23 protein-coding genes and 1 pseudogene are annotated in these 20,582 nt (G+C 36.0%); 7 read left to right on the plus strand and 17 right to left on the minus strand.

What is annotated here, in order from left to right; all coding sequences use genetic code 11:
* Positions 1-153: 153 nt before the first annotated feature.
* The 6 genes from RCG25_RS14390 to RCG25_RS14415 all read right to left on the minus strand — a co-directional run bounded on the left by RCG25_RS14390 (position 154) and on the right by RCG25_RS14415 (position 4,135).
* Entirely contained in the window at positions 154-495 is a 342-nt protein-coding gene (locus RCG25_RS14390) for a DUF3147 family protein (RefSeq protein WP_308079497.1), read from the minus strand.
* Positions 479-904 carry a MarR family winged helix-turn-helix transcriptional regulator gene (locus RCG25_RS14395; RefSeq protein ID WP_308079498.1) on the minus strand — a complete coding sequence of 142 codons (426 nt, stop codon included), beginning with the start codon at positions 902-904 and terminating at the stop codon, positions 479-481. Before RCG25_RS14395 ends, RCG25_RS14390 begins: the two co-directional genes overlap by 17 nt.
* A gap of 683 nt (positions 905-1,587) precedes the next feature.
* Positions 1,588-2,034, minus strand: a complete 447-nt coding sequence (locus RCG25_RS14400; RefSeq protein ID WP_308084188.1) for a YfmQ family protein — start codon at positions 2,032-2,034, stop codon at positions 1,588-1,590.
* A gap of 68 nt (positions 2,035-2,102) precedes the next feature.
* Entirely contained in the window at positions 2,103-2,294 is a 192-nt protein-coding gene (locus tag RCG25_RS14405) for a hypothetical protein (protein ID WP_308079499.1), read from the minus strand.
* Between the two features lie 111 nt (positions 2,295-2,405).
* On the minus strand, positions 2,406-3,395 hold the full coding sequence (locus tag RCG25_RS14410; RefSeq protein WP_308079500.1) for an aldo/keto reductase: 990 nt from the start codon (positions 3,393-3,395) through the stop codon (positions 2,406-2,408).
* Between the two features lie 341 nt (positions 3,396-3,736).
* The gene (locus RCG25_RS14415; protein ID WP_308079501.1) at positions 3,737-4,135 is read right to left on the minus strand and encodes an iron chaperone; all 399 of its coding nucleotides are present in this window, start codon (positions 4,133-4,135) and stop codon (positions 3,737-3,739) included.
* 861 nt (positions 4,136-4,996) lie between these two features.
* Here RCG25_RS14415 and RCG25_RS14420 point away from each other — a divergent pair.
* Positions 4,997-5,545, plus strand: a complete 549-nt coding sequence (locus RCG25_RS14420) for an MATE family efflux transporter (RefSeq protein WP_308079502.1) — start codon at positions 4,997-4,999, stop codon at positions 5,543-5,545.
* A gap of 61 nt (positions 5,546-5,606) precedes the next feature.
* On the opposite strand, the gene RCG25_RS14425 is transcribed toward RCG25_RS14420, so the two are convergent.
* Positions 5,607-6,476, minus strand: a complete 870-nt coding sequence (locus RCG25_RS14425) for an SDR family oxidoreductase (RefSeq protein WP_308079503.1) — start codon at positions 6,474-6,476, stop codon at positions 5,607-5,609.
* A 208-nt stretch (positions 6,477-6,684) separates the two neighbouring features.
* Here RCG25_RS14425 and RCG25_RS14430 point away from each other — a divergent pair, with 208 nt between their 5' ends.
* Complete coding sequence (locus RCG25_RS14430) at positions 6,685-7,131, plus strand: Rrf2 family transcriptional regulator (RefSeq protein WP_308079504.1); 447 nt, start codon at positions 6,685-6,687, stop codon at positions 7,129-7,131.
* 75 nt (positions 7,132-7,206) lie between these two features.
* Here the strand turns inward: RCG25_RS14430 and RCG25_RS14435 are convergent, their stop codons facing one another.
* Entirely contained in the window at positions 7,207-7,686 is a 480-nt protein-coding gene (locus RCG25_RS14435; RefSeq protein WP_308079505.1) for a hypothetical protein, read from the minus strand.
* A gap of 181 nt (positions 7,687-7,867) precedes the next feature.
* The gene (locus RCG25_RS14440; RefSeq protein ID WP_308079506.1) at positions 7,868-8,806 is read right to left on the minus strand and encodes a metal ABC transporter substrate-binding protein; all 939 of its coding nucleotides are present in this window, start codon (positions 8,804-8,806) and stop codon (positions 7,868-7,870) included.
* Between the two features lie 231 nt (positions 8,807-9,037).
* Between RCG25_RS14440 and RCG25_RS14445 the strand changes: the two genes are divergently transcribed.
* Together RCG25_RS14445 and RCG25_RS14450 are read left to right on the plus strand one after the other, a co-directional pair.
* Positions 9,038-10,045, plus strand: coding sequence for a permease (locus RCG25_RS14445; protein WP_308079507.1), 1,008 nt, complete (start codon positions 9,038-9,040; stop codon positions 10,043-10,045).
* A 10-nt stretch (positions 10,046-10,055) separates the two neighbouring features.
* Positions 10,056-10,964 carry a TIGR03943 family putative permease subunit gene (locus tag RCG25_RS14450; RefSeq protein WP_308079508.1) on the plus strand — a complete coding sequence of 303 codons (909 nt, stop codon included), beginning with the start codon at positions 10,056-10,058 and terminating at the stop codon, positions 10,962-10,964.
* A 42-nt stretch (positions 10,965-11,006) separates the two neighbouring features.
* On the opposite strand, the gene RCG25_RS14455 is transcribed toward RCG25_RS14450, so the two are convergent.
* The 6 genes and pseudogenes from RCG25_RS14455 to RCG25_RS14485 all read right to left on the minus strand — a co-directional run bounded on the left by RCG25_RS14455 (position 11,007) and on the right by RCG25_RS14485 (position 16,110).
* Positions 11,007-11,828: an STAS domain-containing protein gene (locus tag RCG25_RS14455; protein ID WP_308079509.1), complete on the minus strand. Its 822-nt coding sequence runs from the start codon at positions 11,826-11,828 to the stop codon at positions 11,007-11,009.
* Between the two features lie 124 nt (positions 11,829-11,952).
* Entirely contained in the window at positions 11,953-12,342 is a 390-nt protein-coding gene (locus tag RCG25_RS14460) for a VOC family protein (RefSeq protein WP_308079510.1), read from the minus strand.
* Between the two features lie 111 nt (positions 12,343-12,453).
* Positions 12,454-13,470 carry an alpha/beta hydrolase gene (locus tag RCG25_RS14465; RefSeq protein WP_308079511.1) on the minus strand — a complete coding sequence of 339 codons (1,017 nt, stop codon included), beginning with the start codon at positions 13,468-13,470 and terminating at the stop codon, positions 12,454-12,456.
* A 546-nt stretch (positions 13,471-14,016) separates the two neighbouring features.
* Positions 14,017-14,286, minus strand: coding sequence for a DUF2306 domain-containing protein (locus RCG25_RS14470; RefSeq protein WP_308079512.1), 270 nt, complete (start codon positions 14,284-14,286; stop codon positions 14,017-14,019).
* 389 nt (positions 14,287-14,675) lie between these two features.
* Positions 14,676-15,748, minus strand: a pseudogene (locus RCG25_RS26100) (amino acid permease); the annotation flags it as partial.
* Positions 15,749-15,807: 59 nt separating this feature from the next.
* The gene (locus RCG25_RS14485; RefSeq protein ID WP_308079516.1) at positions 15,808-16,110 is read right to left on the minus strand and encodes an amino acid permease; all 303 of its coding nucleotides are present in this window, start codon (positions 16,108-16,110) and stop codon (positions 15,808-15,810) included.
* Between the two features lie 169 nt (positions 16,111-16,279).
* On the opposite strand from RCG25_RS14485, the gene RCG25_RS14490 reads away from it, so the two are divergent.
* Positions 16,280-16,852, plus strand: coding sequence for a phosphatase PAP2 family protein (locus tag RCG25_RS14490; protein ID WP_308079517.1), 573 nt, complete (start codon positions 16,280-16,282; stop codon positions 16,850-16,852).
* Positions 16,853-16,945: 93 nt separating this feature from the next.
* Entirely contained in the window at positions 16,946-17,857 is a 912-nt protein-coding gene (locus RCG25_RS14495; RefSeq protein WP_308079518.1) for an MBL fold metallo-hydrolase, read from the plus strand.
* 289 nt (positions 17,858-18,146) lie between these two features.
* Here the strand turns inward: RCG25_RS14495 and RCG25_RS14500 are convergent, their stop codons facing one another.
* Positions 18,147-18,953 carry an alpha/beta fold hydrolase gene (locus RCG25_RS14500; RefSeq protein ID WP_308079519.1) on the minus strand — a complete coding sequence of 269 codons (807 nt, stop codon included), beginning with the start codon at positions 18,951-18,953 and terminating at the stop codon, positions 18,147-18,149.
* A gap of 176 nt (positions 18,954-19,129) precedes the next feature.
* Here RCG25_RS14500 and RCG25_RS14505 point away from each other — a divergent pair, with 176 nt between their 5' ends.
* Complete coding sequence (locus RCG25_RS14505) at positions 19,130-19,861, plus strand: YhcN/YlaJ family sporulation lipoprotein (protein WP_308079520.1); 732 nt, start codon at positions 19,130-19,132, stop codon at positions 19,859-19,861.
* Between the two features lie 68 nt (positions 19,862-19,929).
* Here RCG25_RS14505 and RCG25_RS14510 read toward each other — a convergent pair whose 3' ends face one another.
* Positions 19,930-20,571, minus strand: a complete 642-nt coding sequence (locus tag RCG25_RS14510) for a YcnI family copper-binding membrane protein (protein ID WP_308079521.1) — start codon at positions 20,569-20,571, stop codon at positions 19,930-19,932.
* Between the last annotated feature and the right edge of the window lie 11 nt (positions 20,572-20,582).

Below are 20,582 nucleotides of genomic sequence, written 5' to 3' on the forward strand. Positions count from 1 at the left end.
GTGTGTTTGAAATTCTAATTTCGCTTAAAACAGAAAATATCGTTCTTCACCTAACCCCATCTACTTCAATAAGAAAAGCCGCCGAAATAGCAGCCTAATCTTAAACTCTTGCACCCGTTTAGTTTAGGTACACTCTTTCACAAACTTCTCAAATTAGTTAATAAGATGTTTCACTATGAAGTCTTGAGCAAAATAGAAGATTAGCCAACCAGCGATTCCAAGACCTAATGAAGCAAATAAATGAATGGAATATTTCAGTGTTATTCCTATTATTAACAACATAACTACTGTTCCAGGAAGCCCCCAAACAACACCCATAGCAAACTTACTTATTTTGTCTATCTGTTCGCCTTGAGTATATAACCATAAGATACTTAAAAGGCTGACAATTGGTAAAGCTGCAATGATTCCACCTTGTTGGGGATACCTCCGCGAAAATTCTGTAATAACGCCAATTATAATGGCTGAGATAAGAATTTTAACTATTGCGAACATCTTTTGCTCTCTCCTTTAGTAATGTAAATGCCTCTAAGATAAGTTTCCTTTCTTCATCGCTCATTTGTTCGAATAGAATTTGTTTTAGTTTTTCTTCATCTAAACTTGAATGACGATGTAGTACATTGATTCCTAATTCGGAAAGCCTTAGAATAACCTTTCGCTCATCCTTGCTACTACGAGTTTTAAATACATAATTTTTTTCCAATAAGCGTTTAATATGCTCTGAAGCTGTGTTATGAGACACCTGAATCGCATTAGCAATTTCTTTTATTCCTACTTCGTCCTCTTTTTCAATAACTTGTAGAATACGAATACCTTGATGAGTAATTTTTTCTTGGTGGTTATAACGTAACTGATAGTAAATGTCCGTCCAAAGATGATTTAAAAGTATGATTTCCTTATCCATATTACCAATCCTTACATCGTATTTTAAGATTATATCTTATATTACGATATAAATGAATATAAAGCAACTCTTCTTCCCTGCCCCGTTAGTAGAACAACAAAAAAAGCTCTACTCCTTTTGAAGTAGAGCACCGTTGCTTAATAAAATTATAACTATTTGCCTTTTAAGAAAAACAATTCAAAGACAAAAGCAATTAAGCATAAACCCATTAATGAATCAATTATTCTTTCAACCAAAATTGAATCAAAGTTTAAAGTACGCATCATAATTTCAGCAAAAAATAGGAGAAACAAAAACAACCGTAACACTTTCTGCTTTCTAGAAAGATTAGAAACTGGCTCAAAAAAAGTAGTTAACTTCATCAAATTGCTCCAAAATCACTCTGTTTTTATTATTTAAACAAAAAAATTTCCAATATTAAACATACTAAAATAATTCCCAAACAACTAATATTGAACTCGATATAAATTCCTATTTTTCTATATTCGATTTTGCATTCTTAAAGTCCTCCTATTGAACTAACCTGCTTCGTTTGCTTTAGTACAATTTTTAACAAACTTTATTTCATCGGGCTTTACATCAATAAAAATGAGTGTCAAATTCATATACAATTTGGCACTCATTATTATTTACATTTTTATGTTTGCGATAGCTAACGGAACCCGTTACTTTTACGGTCTTCTTTAAACTGCATCACTCGCTATTGAAAAAGAACATTTTTGGAGGCTGTCTGAAGATAAACTATATGCCGCCACTTTCTTCTTGTACTGTTTCACTACATCCACATGATCTTCGTAACGGAACACAAACAACCTAATGGCATGTTTACCTTTCTGCGAATCAATGACTATTGGAGGTCCACTGTTCTCGGGATGTAAATAAAACTCCTCTGTTCCTGGGTATATATACTTCTTATCTAAGAAAACAGCTTCATTAAAATCATTAATAATCTGTTTCTTTTCTTCCCCTTCTATCAGGTTTCCGTCAAGGGTTACCGTTACCTCCTGATCAATCAGTTTAGAATGCACATCAAATTTTTTGATAATCCATTCCACTGTACCAGTTGGCAAACAGGTCATTAAGATTTTAAGCAAGCTTATTACAATGATTGAACTTATAGTCCACATCATCATTCATCATCTCCGTTATCATCATAGCTGTAAAAAAGTCGGCACTGACCAATGACGACGAGTACCTACTAATTTAGCCAAATATAAATTCCAAGTGAAGTTAACGCTATAAAAATAATAACTACGTATATTAGTGTTAAATTTGTTGTATTTCTTTTCGTAGAACTACTATAGTTTTCATCCGGCTTTTTCGTTAACAACAAGGTGGAAACCACAGAAATAATTAAGATCAAAATAACCAACCCAAACATGATATTCATACTACACCTCTTGCATTCTTATTGTCTATTAATTAACTTAATAATAACCTACCTTTATAGATTATTAACCATCCAATTCATCTAAAAATAGACCATCCACTTTTTAATCCATTAAATGAACCACTTTTTTCGTGGTTTAGCGTAGTATTCACCTGAGACTAATTCTGAAGGAACTGCTTCTTCTATACGTGAAAGGTCGTTAAAACTTAACTTCAGGTTCACTGCACCTAGTGACTCAGAAAGTTGTGACCTCCTTCTCGCACCAATTAATGGGATCACATCATCCCCCTGTGATAAAGCCCATGCAATGGCCATCTGGGCAACAGTTGCCTGCTTTTCTTCTGCAATTTTACGCAATTCCTCTACAAGGGCTAAGTTCCTTTCAATATTCCCCCTGGTAAACCGCGGTGCTTTACCACGTACATCTTCGGAACTTACTACACGCTCTTTTGACCAATTACCACTTAGCAGCCCTCTTGAAAGTACACCATAAGCCGAAAGGGAAATGCCTAATTCCCGTAATGTAGGAAGAATCTTTAATTCAATTCCTCTATTAAAAAGAGAATATTCTATTTGCAACCAACTTATCGGATGGACAGCATGAGCCCGTCGAATGGTATCCACCCCTACTTCTGAAAGGCCAATGTGTCGAACATATCCCTCCTTTACCAAATCAGAAATAGCACCAACAGTTTCCTCTATAGGTATAGTAGGATTTACACGAGCAGGCTGATAAAGATCAATATACTCTACACCTAGGCGCAACAGACTATCCTTAAGAAAATTTTTCACTGTACTTGGTCGGTGATCAACTTCCTCATAATTTTTTTCAGGCGAGTGAAACTTTCCATCAAATTTTACTGCAATGAAAGCATTGTCTCTTTGTGTTCCTTGTAAAGCTTCCCGTAAAAGTAATTCATTATGGCCATCACCATAAAGGTCGCCGGTATCAAAAAGTGTAATGCCTACCTCAAGTGCCTCGTGAATGGTAGCCATACTTTCGCCCCGTTCCGCCTTGCCATAAAGCCACGACATCCCCATACAACCGAGACCAATCTCAGAAACCAATGGACCATTAAAACCAATCGATCTTTTTTTCATTATCATATCCTCCTTCTATTTGTGGTGCCAAATGAAATATGTTCCCCCTCTAATTTCATTCTAAAAATAAGGGCAAGAACAACAAAGGACTAACCTATAAGATTAGTCCTTGAGAAAATTTAGATTAAGTTTTTTGATATATCTTGCAAGTAACTCCCGGCCAGGCCAGAAATTTGGAGTCAAACAAATGAATTAATACTCAATTAAGTATATTATCTCATATTTTGATTTCTTAATCCATCATTTCCCACTTTTAATAAAATCTGTTTTCGCAAAGATTGTTGTTATTCATACTTATGTTACCAATAAAATTCTCATATTAAAAAATTAAACCCCTTACTTCAATCTACTTTTTTCTTTTTCAATTTCCTTGCTGATTCTTTCTTTAACTCTTCAGCAACGCTAAATTTTACGATTTCACTTATTAATTCATATGGTAGTGGCTGATCTAAAGGAAATTGTACCGCTCCTTTTGAACTTTTATAATCAGAAATTTTATGTTTAAAAGCCTCGATTCCTCTTGAAGTTGGATAAAAGCCAATATGATTTTTATAGGCAGCGAAATGTACTAGATTTCTATGTAAAACAAAAGTTGGCATTTGATAGCTTATCTTTTCTTTTGCATCTGGTGCAGACTCCTTTATCACCTTTCTTAAGGCTTGCAGTTTTTCCTGAAGCTCAAGAGGAAATTGTAATATGTATTCGTCAATTGAATTAAACTTCTTTTTGATTTCTTCCATGATTTCTCCTTTCAAAATCATTCATCATTTTCTTATCAAGATGCTCAAGCACAAACTGCCAAGCTTTTTCGTGTTGATTCTTAGATTCCTCATCTGGAAATCCATTATGAGAAAGAACTAATAGGGTTCATAAAAGAAACCTCCTTTTTCAACAAAATAGTTTCCTCATTCCCCAAACAGTATTTTTTTCAGTTTCCTCCTCCAGCTTCTATAAGATAATTCGCCATTGTATATGAATTCCCTTCCTTCAGTGGATACAGAAGCAGGACTTCTTATTGATAATTAACCATCCAATTCAACTAAAAAACGACCATCCACTTGATGGATTCATCAATAAGATCGTAAAGGATAATTCTTAATAGATTAGGAAATAATCATGTTATAATCCTTTGGTTAAGGAGCCACGTATGTTTTTATTTATTAAAATTCTTATATGTACTATCCTAATGTTATTTTGGCTTAGAGCTTGTAAAAAGGACTTAATTCAAACTCTAGGTAACTTTTTTTTCATCCTTTTTATTGTTACTTTATTTTATGATATTTTCGCACTTAATCAAAAAATAATTACATTTACGGATTCGTCGGGAAATCTTATACATAAAATTATTGATCGAAGTTTTCTTTTACCCTTATCATTATTTTTTTCACAGAAGATTTATCGGACAGTTTTCTTGAAAATGTTGTTATCAATTGGTTGGATATTTCTCTGTTATTATCTTGAAACCGTAAATGAACAGTTTAATATAGTAAAGCTAAATAATTGGACTCTTTATAAAGCAGTATATATGGGGGGCTCCATTATTATTTTGTCCCTTATCATGTCATATTCATTTGATAAGCTAATAAGGAGTAGTTTAAACAATGCCCCTACCAAATAAATTTGATGAAAATGAAATTTTTATACTCATCCTTTGTGTTCTTTATTCCTTTGTCTTTGTAACATTACTTCATAAACGATTTACTTATTCAACCAGCATTATATTATTTTTGTTTAATATTTCAATTGGAATAACCGTTGATCATTTCCTTGCAGGCCCTCCACTTGATTTATATGATGTCATGGATACAAAGGAATTCGAGTTATTCGATTTATTTCTATATATATTTATCTATGGACCTGCCACCTATACCTTTATTTACATTTACGACAAGTGGGGGTACCTAAATTCAAATTCAAAAAAGTACTTATATCTATTATTCATAGCTATCCTAAATACGGTTTTTGAATACGTAGCAGTTCTGTTTAACGTTTATGAATATAATGGATGGAAAGTATATTACTCCATTCCAGTATATTTGTTAGTTTATTGCACCAATATTTACCTACTAAAATTACTGAAGAATACTGAAAGTAAAAAAGAATGTCTCGATGGATCTTCGTCGCATGCGAATTTGGGGAATGTAGACTAAAAGCTTTACAAAAAAACAGCTCAAGGAAGTTACTTGAGCTGTTTTTACTATTTTACATATTCTATTCTTTGGTGATTCCACTAAAAATCTGATTCAATGCCTCGTTGATTGGTGTGACAGGACGACCGAGAAGTTTTTCGAAATCGTTACTTTCAATCTCCAATGCACCATCCCGAATTCCACTCTGGATGTCTACCAGAAACGGAATGATAAATTCTGGTACACCAGCACCTTTCATGATGTCTGTATATGTTGCGTCATCTACATGCTGTACCGCTACTTCTTTACCTAATACTGTTGCAAGTGCAGAAACTAGTTCATCTTGAGATAGTAGTTTACCAGAAAGCTCATAGATTGTATTTTCATGTCCATTACCAGCCAAAACAGCTGCCGCTGCCTCAGCATAATCTTGTTGTAATGCCCAACCTACTTTTCCTGCACCCGCAGAAGTGACCCAAGGAGCTCCTGCCAATACACCTTGAATACCACTAACTTCATTTTCCAAATACCAATTGTTACGTAAAAATGAGTAAGGAATACCTGTTTTCAAAATGGCTTCTTCAGTAGCACGATGTGGTGGTGCAAGGAACATCGTAGTTTCACTTGCATTCGCTAAACTTGTATAAGCAATGAATTTAACTTGAGCACGCTCTGCCGCTTCTACTGCAGCAGTATGCTGACGAATTCTAGTTTCGTTGTCCCCATCTGCAGAAATAATCAATAAACGGTCGATACCAGCAAAAGCCGAATCTAAGGTTTCCGGAAGATCAAAATCTCCTTGTCGAACTTCTACACCTTTAGCTTTAAATCCTTCCGCTTTCTCTGGATTGCGGACACTGACTGCCAGTTGACTCGCAGGCACAGTTTTCAATAATGCTTCAACAACTTTCGTTCCTAATTTCCCTGTGGCGCCTGTTACTAACATTTTCATAATATATTCCCCCAAATTATTTTTTAAATTTAATTTCGCTGTAACTAATTTGATTACCTGTAACCATAATAGTTACTTCTAATGTTTTTGTCAATCAATTAAAACCAAATTTATTTTGATATTTTTATCAAATTTTTAGGTATAATAAGGTTGTAATCATTTTAATTACATCATTAGCCTGGGTAAGACATAAGGAAGGTGATCAACGATGTCCATCAGCAGTCGCTTTGCTGTAGGAATTCATATATTATCTCTTATTGAGTTTAATAAAGATGGAGTAAGCTCTTCAGAATTTTTAGCTGGAAGCGTAAATACAAATCCTGCTGTTATTAGAAAAATTATGGGGATGCTAAAAAATGCTGAGTTAATTAACGTTCGCCCTGGGATTGCAGGTGCTGAACTTGCAAAAGAATTATCTGAAATTACATTACTTGACGTTTATAAAGCGGTAAATGTTGTACAAGATAAAGAATTATTTAGTGTGCACGATAATCCAAATCCAGCCTGTCCGGTTGGCAGGAACATTCAAGACACAATCGTTCCACTGTTTTCAGCTGCTCAACTAGCATTAGAAAAGTCATTAGCACATGTGAGTATTGCAGATGTTGTAAACGGGATTATGGAGAAGGAACAACTAAACAATACAAAAAAATAAGAACACGAAAAAGACATTCCTGTTTTAGGGATGTCTTTTTTCGTGTTTACATATTCTTTATTGCATTAAGAGTCTTTATTTTCTAATAAGCTTAAGCGTCCAGGGTAGAATAATAGCAAATAAAATCAAATAAAAAGGAATGGAATAATATGGTTTCCAATTTTTTAACTTTAAGAAACCTAATTTCCCTAAAATATATTCAATTAAGAGAGATAATAAAGAAAAGAGCAGTACCCTAATTAACTTGGTTGGCGTATTGTAACGATTTAAAAATAAAATTGCGATTGAAACAGGTCCGATCACAAACATAAAAATATCAGGTAATCCTCCTATAGAGGAATCCCCCGAATCCATAAAATCAAGTATGAAAAATAAGATAACATTAGCCATCCAACCATAAAACCCAACCATACCAAAAAGGAGAAACCATTCTCTCCGTGATATATTTTCTGTTAATTTAGCAGAAAAAAAGAGCAATATCGAACCTGAAAGGTAAATAAACCACGAACCTTTAGCAAATGGGTCTAACCTTTTTAATACACCATTCCAATCCATCTAAATCCCTCGTTAATCTTACTCCGTTTTTGTTAAAGCACAAATACGGATTACTTTAAATACTTTTTCCGAACTATATTTATTATTTTCCAACCATTCTTTTTTATGTATTTACCGATAAATCTTTACACTTTTTGCATTAAAAAAGGCTAGGATACATTATCCTAGCCTCCGTCGAATATTACTCTAAAATTGTTAGCTTTAATGCTTCTAGATTTTTCTTCATAACATCAATATAATCTAGACCTTTTTTTTGTTCTTCCTTAGTTAGTCCTTCTAATGGATTTAATACTTCTGTTTTAGCCCCTATTTCTTTAGCTAATGTTTGCGCCACTTTTGAAGAAGTCATTTCCTCAAAGTAAATAATTTTTACATTTTTCTTTTTTGTTAGTTCTGTTAGTTCCGCTAATTTCCCAAGCGTAGGTTCCACATCAGGTGATAAACCTGCGATAGGGATTTGAGTTAATCCATATTGTTTAGCCAAATAACCAAAAGCAGCATGCTGTGTAACAAATTCTTTTTTCTTAGCATTATCAATGGTCTCTTTGTATAAACCGTCTAAATCTGCTAGTTCCGAATTTAATGCTTCTGCATTTTTTTTATATTGTTCCTTATTTTTTGGATCTGCCTGTTCTAAAGCTTCAGCAATCGTATCTACCTCTTGCTGCGCTAACACGGGAGATAACCAAACATGCGGATCCTTGGAAGAATGATTATGACCCTCTTCTCCTTCCTCAGACTCAAGTGCATCCATCAATTCAATTCCTTTGGATGCTTCAACAACGTTTAAGTTTGGATCATTAATACTCTTTAATACTTTATCGGTCCAGGATTCAAAGTAATGGCTATTATAGATAAAGACATCGGCGTCTTGAATCCGTGCCATATCCTTTGCTGTAGGCTCCCAATCATGTGGTTCTACACCGTTCGGTACTAATAGTTCAACGTTTGATGAATTTCCAGCCACTTTTTGGGCAAAGAAATACATAGGATAAAAAGTAGTGACAATTTGCAGTTTTTTTGACCCATCACTAGTTTTTTCACTTTTCGTCGAAGCAGCATTAGAGCAACCGCTCAAAACTAACAGAAAAATAAGGACCATACCTAGAAGTCTCTTCATGTTCGTTTACCTCCATAAATCATTTATTAATTTTAATTAGGAATTATTCCGATTTAAAGAAAATAATAATTTTGTATTTTTTCATTTTTTTAGTTTATTAAATCGTAATTATTACGAATTGTATCTTATAATGAAATTCTAATTTAGTCAACCCATTTTTACTGACATTTTCTCAATAATATAGCATATCCATATGATAGGAATGATAGATTTGAGGAGGTAGTTATAATTGTGACCTATGTAAATAAGCTACTAAAAGATAGTATTATTCTTCTATTATTTTGCTTATTCATGTTTCTCTTTCTCTTTGCCGAGGTATTTAAAACCACTTCTCTATTAAATAGAATTCCAAGTTCTTTTATTAATGTAAATACCATTTTCCTCAGTATTATTTTAGAGGCGATTCCATTTATTTTATTAGGAGTGTTTGTATCAGCGCTCATTCAAGCCTTTGTATCTGAAAATGCCATTCGGCGTGTACTACCTCGTAATGCCTATTTAGCTGTCATTCCCGCTGCACTGTTAGGGATTATCTTCCCCATTTGTGAGTGTGCCATCATCCCTGTTGTTCGTAGATTAATTAAGAAGGGAATGCCTTCGCACGTTGGCGTTGTCTTTATGCTAAGCGCTCCTATCATTAACCCTGTCGTCTATGCTTCCACCTATTACGCTTTTAGAAGCACACCCTATATGGCAAATAGTAGAATGCTTGTAGGATTTATTAGCTCCATTTTAATAGGATTTATTATTTACCGACAATTTAAGAGGGAAAATATCTTAAAAACAAAGAATGGTGATCACCATGAAGAACACCATCACCATCATCCAAAAGAAAATAAATTTCTAGAAACGTTATACCACGCTAGTGATGAGTTATTTGATACTGGAAAATATTTATTCATAGGAGCTTTTTTAGCAAGTCTGTTTCAAGCATTCCTTGATCGAAATGCTTTGTTATCCATAGGGACAAGCACAACTTTGGCACCCGGGGTTATGATGGGGTTTGCTTATGTTCTTTCGGTGTGTTCTTCAGCAGATGCTTTCGTTGCTTCCTCCTTCGGTTCTACATTTACAGCAGGATCATTACTTGCCTTTCTAGTCTTTGGCCCAATGATTGACATAAAAAACACCTTAATGTTATTCGCCTATTTTAAGAAAAGATTTGTTCTATTTTTACTATTTATAACACCCATTGTTGTTTATTTAGTTGTCTTTATCCTACAGGAATTCATTATTTAGGAGGTGCTTTATGAAGAAGGAAAGAGATTTCTCCTTCCATTATCTATTAAGGGGAATCATTCTAATAGGGTTTATGTTACTCTTATTTAAATTACTTCTTACAAATAATATTTCGCTTCTAATCGCACCTAAAATGCTTCGTTTTATTTATTTTACAGTTTTTGTGTTACTCATTTTAGGAGTTCTATTGATCATAAGAGGAACTATGGGGCAGAAACATCCTTATCATTGTGATTGTGACGGTGAACATTCCTACCCAAGTTCTATTAGTAAAAGTCTGTTTCTTTATTTATTGTTTATTATTCCTATAACCACTGGATTTCTTTTTTCGAGCAATGTGCTCGGCAGTTCTGTAGCAATGAACCGCACCATTAATCTTGGAGCAAGTCCAGCCGATGTTCAAATCAAGAATGGTAATAACAAAACAAAATCTAACTCTCCTTCTGATAACAGTAAAATCAATTCCACGTCCAATATTCTTAACGGTCAACCTGAACCATTAACTCAGAGGGAATACTCCAAATTAAAAGAGAAAATGGCGCAAACAAAACTTATAAACATTACAGATGATCTATATGTCCCCATGATGAATATCATACAAGAGAATCTCCCTAATATGATTGGAAAAACCGTTACTACGAAAGGGTTTGTTTATAGGGAAAAGGATTTCATGCAAAATCAAATCATCGTTGCTCGTTTTGGAATTACTTGCTGCGCTGCGGATGCTTCTGTATTTGGAATGCTGTCTACAGGAGATGTAACCACCCTACAAAAAGATAATTGGGTCCAAGTAACTGGAACAATTGAGGAAACCCAATATGATGGGAGTACTATTCCTATGATAAAAATAAATCAGATTTCTAAAATTGATATTCCTCAGCAACCTTATGTATTTGATGCAGGAGTAAAGATTGAATAACCTATTTATCAGTACTAAATTGAAAGAATTCCTCTATTGTACTTACACAAGGTACGTATTTAATGTTTGCTGTAACGTTGCTTTTGTTTCTGTATAAGTGTGAAGATCAATTCCTAAATGAACCATTTTTCTAACAAGTTCTGGACGTAATCCAGTTATGATTGATTTTGCCCCCATTAACGTAATGCCAATCAAAACCTTTTGAAAATGATTAATAGTTAATTCATCCATGTCCGATATTCCAGAAAGGTCAATAATCAATGTTAGTATTCTTAGCCTTGAAATATCTGTTAATACTTTCTCTTCAATAATCTCCATTCGATACGGATCGAACGATCCAATTAATGGCAAGACAGCTACCGTTTCACTAACCGGTATGATGGGCACCGAAAGATGTTCAACTAGTTTCCTTTGGGAACGTATTAATTCATCTTTATACTCTGAATAGCTAATAAAAAAGGTATTTAAAAATTCATCTATCCCGTCATTAACCTTCTTTTCCATTTCGTAAAAATCATCAATATACCTATCATTTTCATCTAATTCATCATATAGTTTTATGAAATGCCATAAGGCACGTCTTATGGCATGTACCCATTCTAGTTTAAAAGAAAGAGTTAAAGAATGTTTCGCCCAAGCGACTCCCTCTTCATTAGCAAAAATAATGAGTTCATCTTTAGTATTTTCCACAACATAAAGTGCTAGCCTTTGAGCATTTTTTAATAGATCAATATTTCCAGCTTTTAAAATACTCTCGATATTAGATGCAACATTGACTGCCTCGGATAAAAGTTTCTTCTGAAAATCCCCATTGTTGTTGATAAGATATTCCGAAATATTTCTTGTGTCATAAAAGGTACTCAAAGATTGTTCCTCCCCTATGTAAATTATTTATTCAAAGCTTCATAAAATTTATAATCCCACTTTGTTAATACCCACTATTTTGAGAAATAAACATATATTTTAAAAAAATATTTTCTTTATTTGTTTAACAAGTACATGCCATTAGCACATTACGGTCTGGGTCAACAAAGTTAAACCATGCGAAGTGCTCTCCAATTCTTTCAATTTCCCTTACGATTTCTGCCCCACTTTCTTTAATAAAACGGTACGCACTATCAATATCATCAACAAGAAGATTAAATATGGGATTCGAACTTGGTTGATGCCTAAAATTGTTATCAAACGCATGATCATCTAAGGTTAATCCTGTTGTACCTTGAATAGGAATATCATATACAGGAGAATTCAACTCACTTAAATCAACTTCAAAGCCTAAAATCCTGCTGTACCATTCAACCGATTTTTTCAAATCTTTTACGTGTACAAAAACAGTTCCCATTTCGTTTATAATTGGTGTTACCTTTGAAATAGTCATTATCATCATCCTTTACTGTAATCAATTTCCAATTAAAATTATTCTCTATTAAATGGTAATAACCTTTTAAAAAGCTGGATTTTTTGAAAACAAAAAGGCACCCGCCCCCCTTTAACGTACATAGGGGAAGGCACCAACTTTATTTTGGCAAACTTTATCTATTGCTTTAACCACTAGATCTGGATCCTCGACATGAATATTGTGGCCGCTATTCCCGGCAACCCATAACTCTCCATTTGTTGATAACTTAGACATTTCAACTGCTACTTCATGCAAGGATTTTTTCGTTTCTACCACTTCTATCTCTGAAAATCCATTTAGGTTTTCGACAATCTCACTTTTTATCACCACTAACGGAACATGGCCAAGAGATGAACCTCTTACCGCGTTATATCCAGCATCTAAATGTGAAAACTCGCTTGCTACAGCCTTTGCGGTTTTATTTAAAAAGAGTGTAGATTGATAGATTGGCAGTTGTTTCTTTGGAAACTTCTTGAGAATTTCTTCTATCTGTGAAAATACATGCAGTTTACCCAGAATTCTTAGAATACCGAAATAACACAGATACTTTAGCATCTTAAATGCTTTCCGTCCCATCATTTGCCCCTCAACATATTTAGCTGGAAATCGACTTGTTCGTTCGTCTTCGTGGGTGGCATCCACCAGGACGATTCCCGCTACCAGGTTGGGATATTCTTTTGCAAATAAGCGAACGTTTAGCCCGCCATACGAGTGACCGACTAATACAATTGGCCCTATCATATTGACCTTTTCAATAAGAATCCGAAGATCTTCAACCGCAGCTTCGTTTGTCCTCGGGTAGGACCCCGAGTCACTCCATCCATAACCTGCTCGATCATAGCTAATGACTCTCGCAAACTGTGAAACTTTATCCGCAACCAGTTTCCAAATGAGCGAAGATGAACCGATTCCACATCCATGATCAAAGATAACAATTGGTCCCTTTTCCACACCAAAACTTTGATAATGAAGCCTTCGTCCGTCAATTTCCACAAACTTGCCAGGCGCTGGGTATTGCCTTTCGTCAAATTTAGTAGCCAGCCATTGATAAAGGATGCCAAGAATCAAACAGAGACCAATCGCTGATACAATATAGAAAACTACCATTGCTTTTTCCTTCTTTCCTTTAACAAAAATAAAGTTCTTTTTAATGTAGATATATTCATTTTGAGCACCTGGATAGACTAGCAAACTTTATTATTTCTGATGATTTTTAATTTCTGTGCAAAAATACGGCGGTAAAAAACGGTCCACAAAATCGCTCCACCAATTAAACCGTATAACACGATGTTCGAAACGGCTAGATACGTGCCTGTAGATAAAGTGAACAACAGGGTAACCCTAATGGTGGCTAGTAAAAAAGTAAACCGCATGAGTAGTCCAAATACATCTAACTTTTTCCTTTTTATGAGAAAATAAAGATTTCTGCTAACGTGGCAAGGGTGGCGATTGAAAGCGCAGCCACACTGTTCATATGTTTGGATAAAATGAGATAAAGACCCCCGGGACTAATCCGTTAATGAAAAGAGTCAGGTAATTATCTTTTCGTTTCAACATTATAGAATCCCTTCTTTTCTTGTAAAAATTTAATGGGTGCGGCTATTGTATAGATTCGTTTTCGCTTTTACATTTTTCTTCTTAAAAATAGTTCAATCATCTAATAAATTGGTCATTTCCAACAAAGCCACGATGACATTTGAATGGCCGTTTGGATCGAGAGGTTAAGTGTAAGGTAAATGGGAGCAAATATAAACGGAACGTAACAAATGCAAAAGTTACTGCATAGCTACGAATCATCAAGTGGCGGTGTGCGGCGAAATTTTTTTGTAGTACCTTTCGTAAGGCAATTCCGGTTGTCACAAGCCACAATAGTTCTAACATAAAGAATCCTAATCCACTGATGATTTCTCCAGTTGCAAACAAGCAAGCATTCCTACTTCGACTTTTACCTACCTTCTTAACAGAAAAGTAGACCTAGAACCCTCCTACTTCGACTTTTACCTACTTTTTTATTAGAAAAATAGACGTAGAACCCTTCTACTTCGACTTTTGCCTTCTTTCTTAACAAAAAAGTGGATGTAGTAGAAATGCTAATTTAATTATGTACAAAAATGATTACGTAAGAATGTACAGTTTTGAGTAATGCATTCATACTTTACCTGAGGTGGAGAAAATGCATGTACAGCAGATTGGTTTAAAAATAGAGAAAATTATGGAAGGCGAGTTAGGAGTTCCGATTAAAGATAAACTTTAGGAGATGTTCTCTTCGCGTAAAAAAAACGAGCCCCCACCGTAACTCGATGGGGACTATCTTATTTTTCCTCATCATTCACCTTTTCTGTCAGCTCTTCTGAGAATTCGGTTAACATCCCAGTTCGATAATCAATTGTTGATGAGCCACTATTACTCGCTTGCGAACGCGCACGAGTCCGGTATCTCATCGCAAAATAACAAAGTGAATAAACGACAACCATCCCTATTCCAGCAACAAGCCCTGTTCCTTGGCCTGGAATGAATGGCATACTTACCAAAACAATAATCATGCTGATTAAGGTAATCCAAGAAGTATACGGAAAGCCGGGCATTTGACAGATTCCCCCTGGCGGACACCCATTTCTTTTTCGAAACCGGATGTGACTAGCCATTATCACGGCATAGGTAAAGATCAAGGCAAAACCACCCGACGTGATCAAAACCAGGTACACCCTCGGGAACAATAGACCAAAACCAAGCCCCACGAGCATGGCAAACCCCGAAAATAAGATTCCGCGATACGGAACATCCTTTGAATCCTTCAACCATCCTGGCGCATGCCCTTCATCTGCAAGAGATCGAATAATCCTTCCCAGCCCAAAGATAGCAGCCAGCATGGCAGAAAGAATGGCCGAAATTAACACGATGTTTAGAGCCGTACCAGCCCAACCTATCCCCCAGCGATCAAGAGAGATGCCACCATCGGACTTATGTTTTCATTCAGTGTTGAAGTTGGAATTAGCGGAAGTAATACTAACGCATATAAGATATACAAGCCTACGAGTGATATGACCGTGTAGCGAATCGCTTTAGGTATGGTTTCTGTAGGATTACTGCCTTCAGAAGCCGCTAATCCAATAATCTCAAATCCTGCGTAGGCAAAAATAACAATTAACATACTTCCCGCTATCCCTTTTATTCCTCCAGGCATTAAGGGCTCTCTTGCTAATTCAACTAACCCGATGGCAGGCTTTCCTGGCATAATTCCGAAAATAAGCACGATAGCCGTTAGGATAAAAAAGATTATCGCAAAAATTTTAACGGCTGAAAGACCGCTTTCCAACTTGCCTAACTTATCCGCTCCCAAAAGATTTAGCAACGTCACTCCAATGAGAATGGCGCTTCCCAATATGGCTATTGATTCATTCGGATACCATTCTTGAAATAGGATAGAAATGGCGGTTGCTTCACTCACATGGAAAGAACGATCCCTGTCCAATAGAGCCAACCAACAACAAATCCCGTTCCTTCACCTAGCTCTTGTGCTGCGTAAGTACTAAAGGAACCAACAGTAGGATTTCCTACGGTCATTTCTGACAGTGCATAAAGAATGAAAAAAACAAGTACACCCGCGATCACATAGGATAGTAAAATTGACGGCCCTGCAGCATGAATCGCGATGGACGACCCTAGAAAAAAGGAACCCCCTATCACACTTCCCAAGGCCATCATTGTAAGCTGCCACGCTGACAGCCCTTTGCTTGATTTCTCCATTACACGTAATCTCCAATACCATTTATTTTGTTAAATTATTATTTACTAAGCTTTACAAAATGATTCTGTATTGGATGACAGGGAATAAAGTGGCTTTATCGAGTACATATTTAGGTTTCTAGAGGAGAAAAATAGCATTACTATATAGGTCAAATAAAGGAGTATTTTTATGAATGATCGGATTTTCAAGTCCATTAACAGATGGTCCGGGTATTCTCGACTGGTAGATTTCATCATGGTTACCCTTTCCACGAGAACGCGCTATGTCTATCTTTATGTATTAATCTTACTATTATTCCAAGCTAAATTTAATAAAAGAAAAACTCTAATTGCTGGGGTAACCATAAGTGTAACCTATCTACTTAGCATGTTAATGAAGAGATTTTTTTATAGACCTAGGCCTTTCTTGAAGCAAGCAGTTCATTTATTACCACCAGTACCTTCTGGAAAGGATTCTTCGTTTCCAAGTAAACATACTGCTCTTGCATTTGCAGTTTCCGCTTTTGTTTTTGTTTATCATCGGACTTGGGGCTTGGTTCTGTGGTTGTTATCCCTTTTAGTTGGCATTTCTCGTATTTGGATGGGTCAGCATTATCCTTCTGATATTGTAGGGAGCGCCATCCTTGGAAATCTTACCGCATTTGTGGTCAAGATTACTGAAAAGTATTGGAGGCCATTTCTTGAAAGGACCCTTCGCTCCTATACTCATTTCAGTCCTTCTTCCCGACAAATTAAAGATTAAACCGGGAATCATTTCCACATTTTTGCTGGATAATCGGTTTAAATGCTATACTCAGCATTAGAATAGAGTGTATTTGAGGAGAACAAGGTGAATATGAAAAGATACGTAAACTTGAATAATGTCACAAACAACAAATCGTTCAATGATATGAGGAAATGGCAGAAAGAAAGACGAAGTAAAGTAAAGGATTTATCTGTAAATATAGAACAATTTCCTGCAAAAAAAATAAAAGAAATTAACGCCAACAGAAGCCATACTTCTTATACTTGGATTGGCCATTCTACTTTTTTGATTCAGCTAAATGGAATCAATATTTTAACTGACCCTGTTTGGGCCAAGCGAATGGGATTTCAAAAACGATTAACAGCACCAGGTCTTTCTTTTTCAGAGCTTCCAGAGATTGATATCGTTGTGATTTCTCATGGTCATTATGATCATTTGGACTTCCCTACGTTGAAAAAATTAAAAGGGAGCCCTCACTATTATGTCCCTGCCGGCTTAAAGCCCCTTTTTAACAGAAAAGGCTATCAAAAAGTAACGGAAATGAATTGGTGGGAAAGTTCCGCACATGATGGATTAACCATCCATTTCGTTCCCGCCCAGCATTGGACAAGAAGGTCCTTGATGGATATGAACACCTCCCATTGGGGCGGATGGATCTTCCAAACAGAGCAAGATACGTTTTATTTTGTAGGGGATACCGGTTATTTTGATGGGTTTAAACAAATTGCGGACCGATTTGCAATTGACACGGTTTTTATGCCAATCGGCGCATATGAGCCAGAATGGTTTATGGCGGACTCACATATCTCACCTGAAGACAGTGTGAAAGCTTTTGTTGAATTAAAAGCAAAAACCTTTGTCCCGATGCATTATGGAGCGTATCGTTTAGCGGATGACACGGGGCCGGAAGCATTAGAACGTCTCTTGAAGGAATGGAAAAAGCAACAGCTTCCTGAGGAACAACTAAAGGTGTTATTAATTGGGGAAACAGTCATGTACTAAACTGGGGACATCCATTAAAATTGGGTGATCCCCAGTTTTATTTGTCGGATTAACTTCTTATGAGTGAATTTTTTAGTTTTAGGCTTTGATAAATTTGTTTGTTGATTTCCGCTCCAGGAGCTTCGCTTTCCGTGGGTGTTTCGGCGAGCCTCCTCGGCGCTAGCGCCTGAGGGGTCTCCCCTGAACCATACTCCCACAGGAGTCTTCGCTCCTACCACTCCAATCAACAGTATAAAAATATCAACAATGTTCTTTAACATAGCCTAGTTTTATGAGCGAATATCGATTTTTATGAGCGAATCTTCCCTTTAATGAGCGAATTTTGTTTTACTTGCTTAGCATTGATAAACTCCCGAATGAATTGATTTAACTCCTCAGTTGATTTCGTCGGAATTCTATGTTTTTCATCAATAAACTTTAATTCATTATCCTGCAGCTTTTCATGTAATAATCTTGCATAGGGATGAAAGTGTTTATCCTTCTCTCCATAAACAAGTAAGACTGGTTTATCAATGGTTTGCAATTGATTTGTGCAGTTATATTCTAAACAAGCATGATAATACTGCTCGATGTTTTTTCTACTCCCCTTAAGTGCTTCGCGATAGATTTTCTTGAAATTACTAATTGAATCTGAGTTACTCCATGAAACAGAAAGACCTAATAAAGGAAGTCCCCCTGTTTTTGTCAGGAACTTTGCAATTGAAATTCTTCTTTTGTTATAACTATCCCTCACTTCTGACATTCCACTTACAATAACGCCTCCTAAAGCACGATTAGGATGTTGCAGCAAAAATTCCAATACAATCGCCCCACCCGTGGAATAGCCACAAAGATACGTTTTTTCAATGCCTAGATGATTCAGAAGATGCACCATATCATCTGCAATGAGCTGATAGGTTAAGGTCTGCTCAGAATAAGGACTCCGACCGTGACCTCTTATATCAAATGTTATCACCTTAAAATCACGTGATAACTCTTCTACTTGATACGTAAAATTAGCACTTGTGAGAAGAGGTGGATGAACAAACATAATCGATGTTCCTTCACCCTTTTCACTGTAATAAAGGCCGTTCCCAACTGTTGTTAATATTGCCATGCTACAGCCCACCTTACAATCCCTGTTTTATTTGTTTTTAGCTTAACACCACATAAGATGCATATTCTCTTTCGCGCCAGATGGAACATATTTTACCTGTCCAAGATCTCGAATAGTTCAACTTAAAAAGGCAACTATATGTATGTAAGACAATGTTTTATAAGGGAGTGGAAATTTTGACGAAAAAAGGTTTAGCTACTTTCGTTTTAGCAACTACCTTATTAGGTTTAACAGGCTGTGGAATGAACGATCGAACAGATAATGTAACTAGAAACAATTTAAATGCTAACAATGTTAGGTACAATAACAATGATGGTCTTGATTTAATGAATGTTTCCAATAAAAGCTTCCGTGTTTCTAATCGTGCAGGAAAAAGTGTAGAGAAATTGCAGGCCGTTGATTTGGCACATGTCATCATCCGCAATCATGATGCATATGTTGCGGTGAAACTACACAATCGAACGAACCAAACAAATATGGGTATGGGCACTACACGCGGCACCAGTATGAGCACTGTTGATACGACTCGTGCAAATGATATCAACGCTCGTGGGGCAGGTACAGGTAGAAATGGTAATTATCCAAGTACAACAGGCGTGACTAGTACTGATAATACTGGCAATGCTCTAAATCCCGGCACTACTAATGGGACCAACATCGGCGGTACGACCGGTGTTCGAGACACTGGAATAAATGGTGGGGCAAACTTCAGAAAGGCATCGAACCGCCTTGAAAAAGAAATTGCGAAACAAGTTCATACAGCGGAAAAAAATGTTAACAATGTATATGTAACATATGATGTAGACTTCTTTAATCGACTAACAGACTACACAACCGACACAGGTAATGCTCGTAATAGGGACGGACTTTGGAACGACATTACGAATACAATTAAACGTTCTTTCTGATTTTGAACGAAACCAGCAGACATAAAAAGAAGCACTACCTCACAATGAGCAGTGCTTCTTTTTTCAATTTATTTCTTTTTACGTAATGTTAATACAAAGGCAGCTAGTGATAGAAGAACTGATATGATCGATAAAACAAGAGGTAGATTAGTGGACGTAGTCTCAACATCCGTTGTTTTTGTGTTGTCTTTGTGAGTGACTTTTGGTGTAGCTTGATGATGATCAGCTGTTGATGTCCCTACAACAATATCTGTAATAGAATGTGGGGTATCTGCCCCTTCATCCCCTGTCCATTCAACGATACTACCATCTTTATAGTATTGAAACGCATCCCATGCAGCCTTTGTTGCCTTTTCTGGGTTTTTCGCAACAAAGGTAAACTGTTGAAATTGTCCTGGTAGTATTCCTTCACCAGTTGACTCAAATGTGATCGATTTAACTTTTCCATTGGCATCCTTGTCAGCAGTATAGGTCCAATCAGGTACTGGCTGATAGGACATAATTTCTACCCCTTCAGGTGCTTTTAAAGTAAATTTAGTTGTTGGAATATCTTTTTCAACTGGGACCTTAACCGTATAGGTTTCCCACGCCCCTGTTGTTGATGTTTTTGGTGTCACCGTGACATGTGCACTGGCCACGCTCGTGAACAAAAATAAGCCTAAAATCGTTGGTAGAAATACTTTTGAAATCTTTTTCATTGTTTTTCTCATCAGATTATCTC

It is taken from the genome of Neobacillus sp. PS2-9 (assembly GCF_030915525.1).
In the GTDB taxonomy this organism is placed as follows: Bacteria; Bacillota; Bacilli; order Bacillales; family Cytobacillaceae; genus Neobacillus.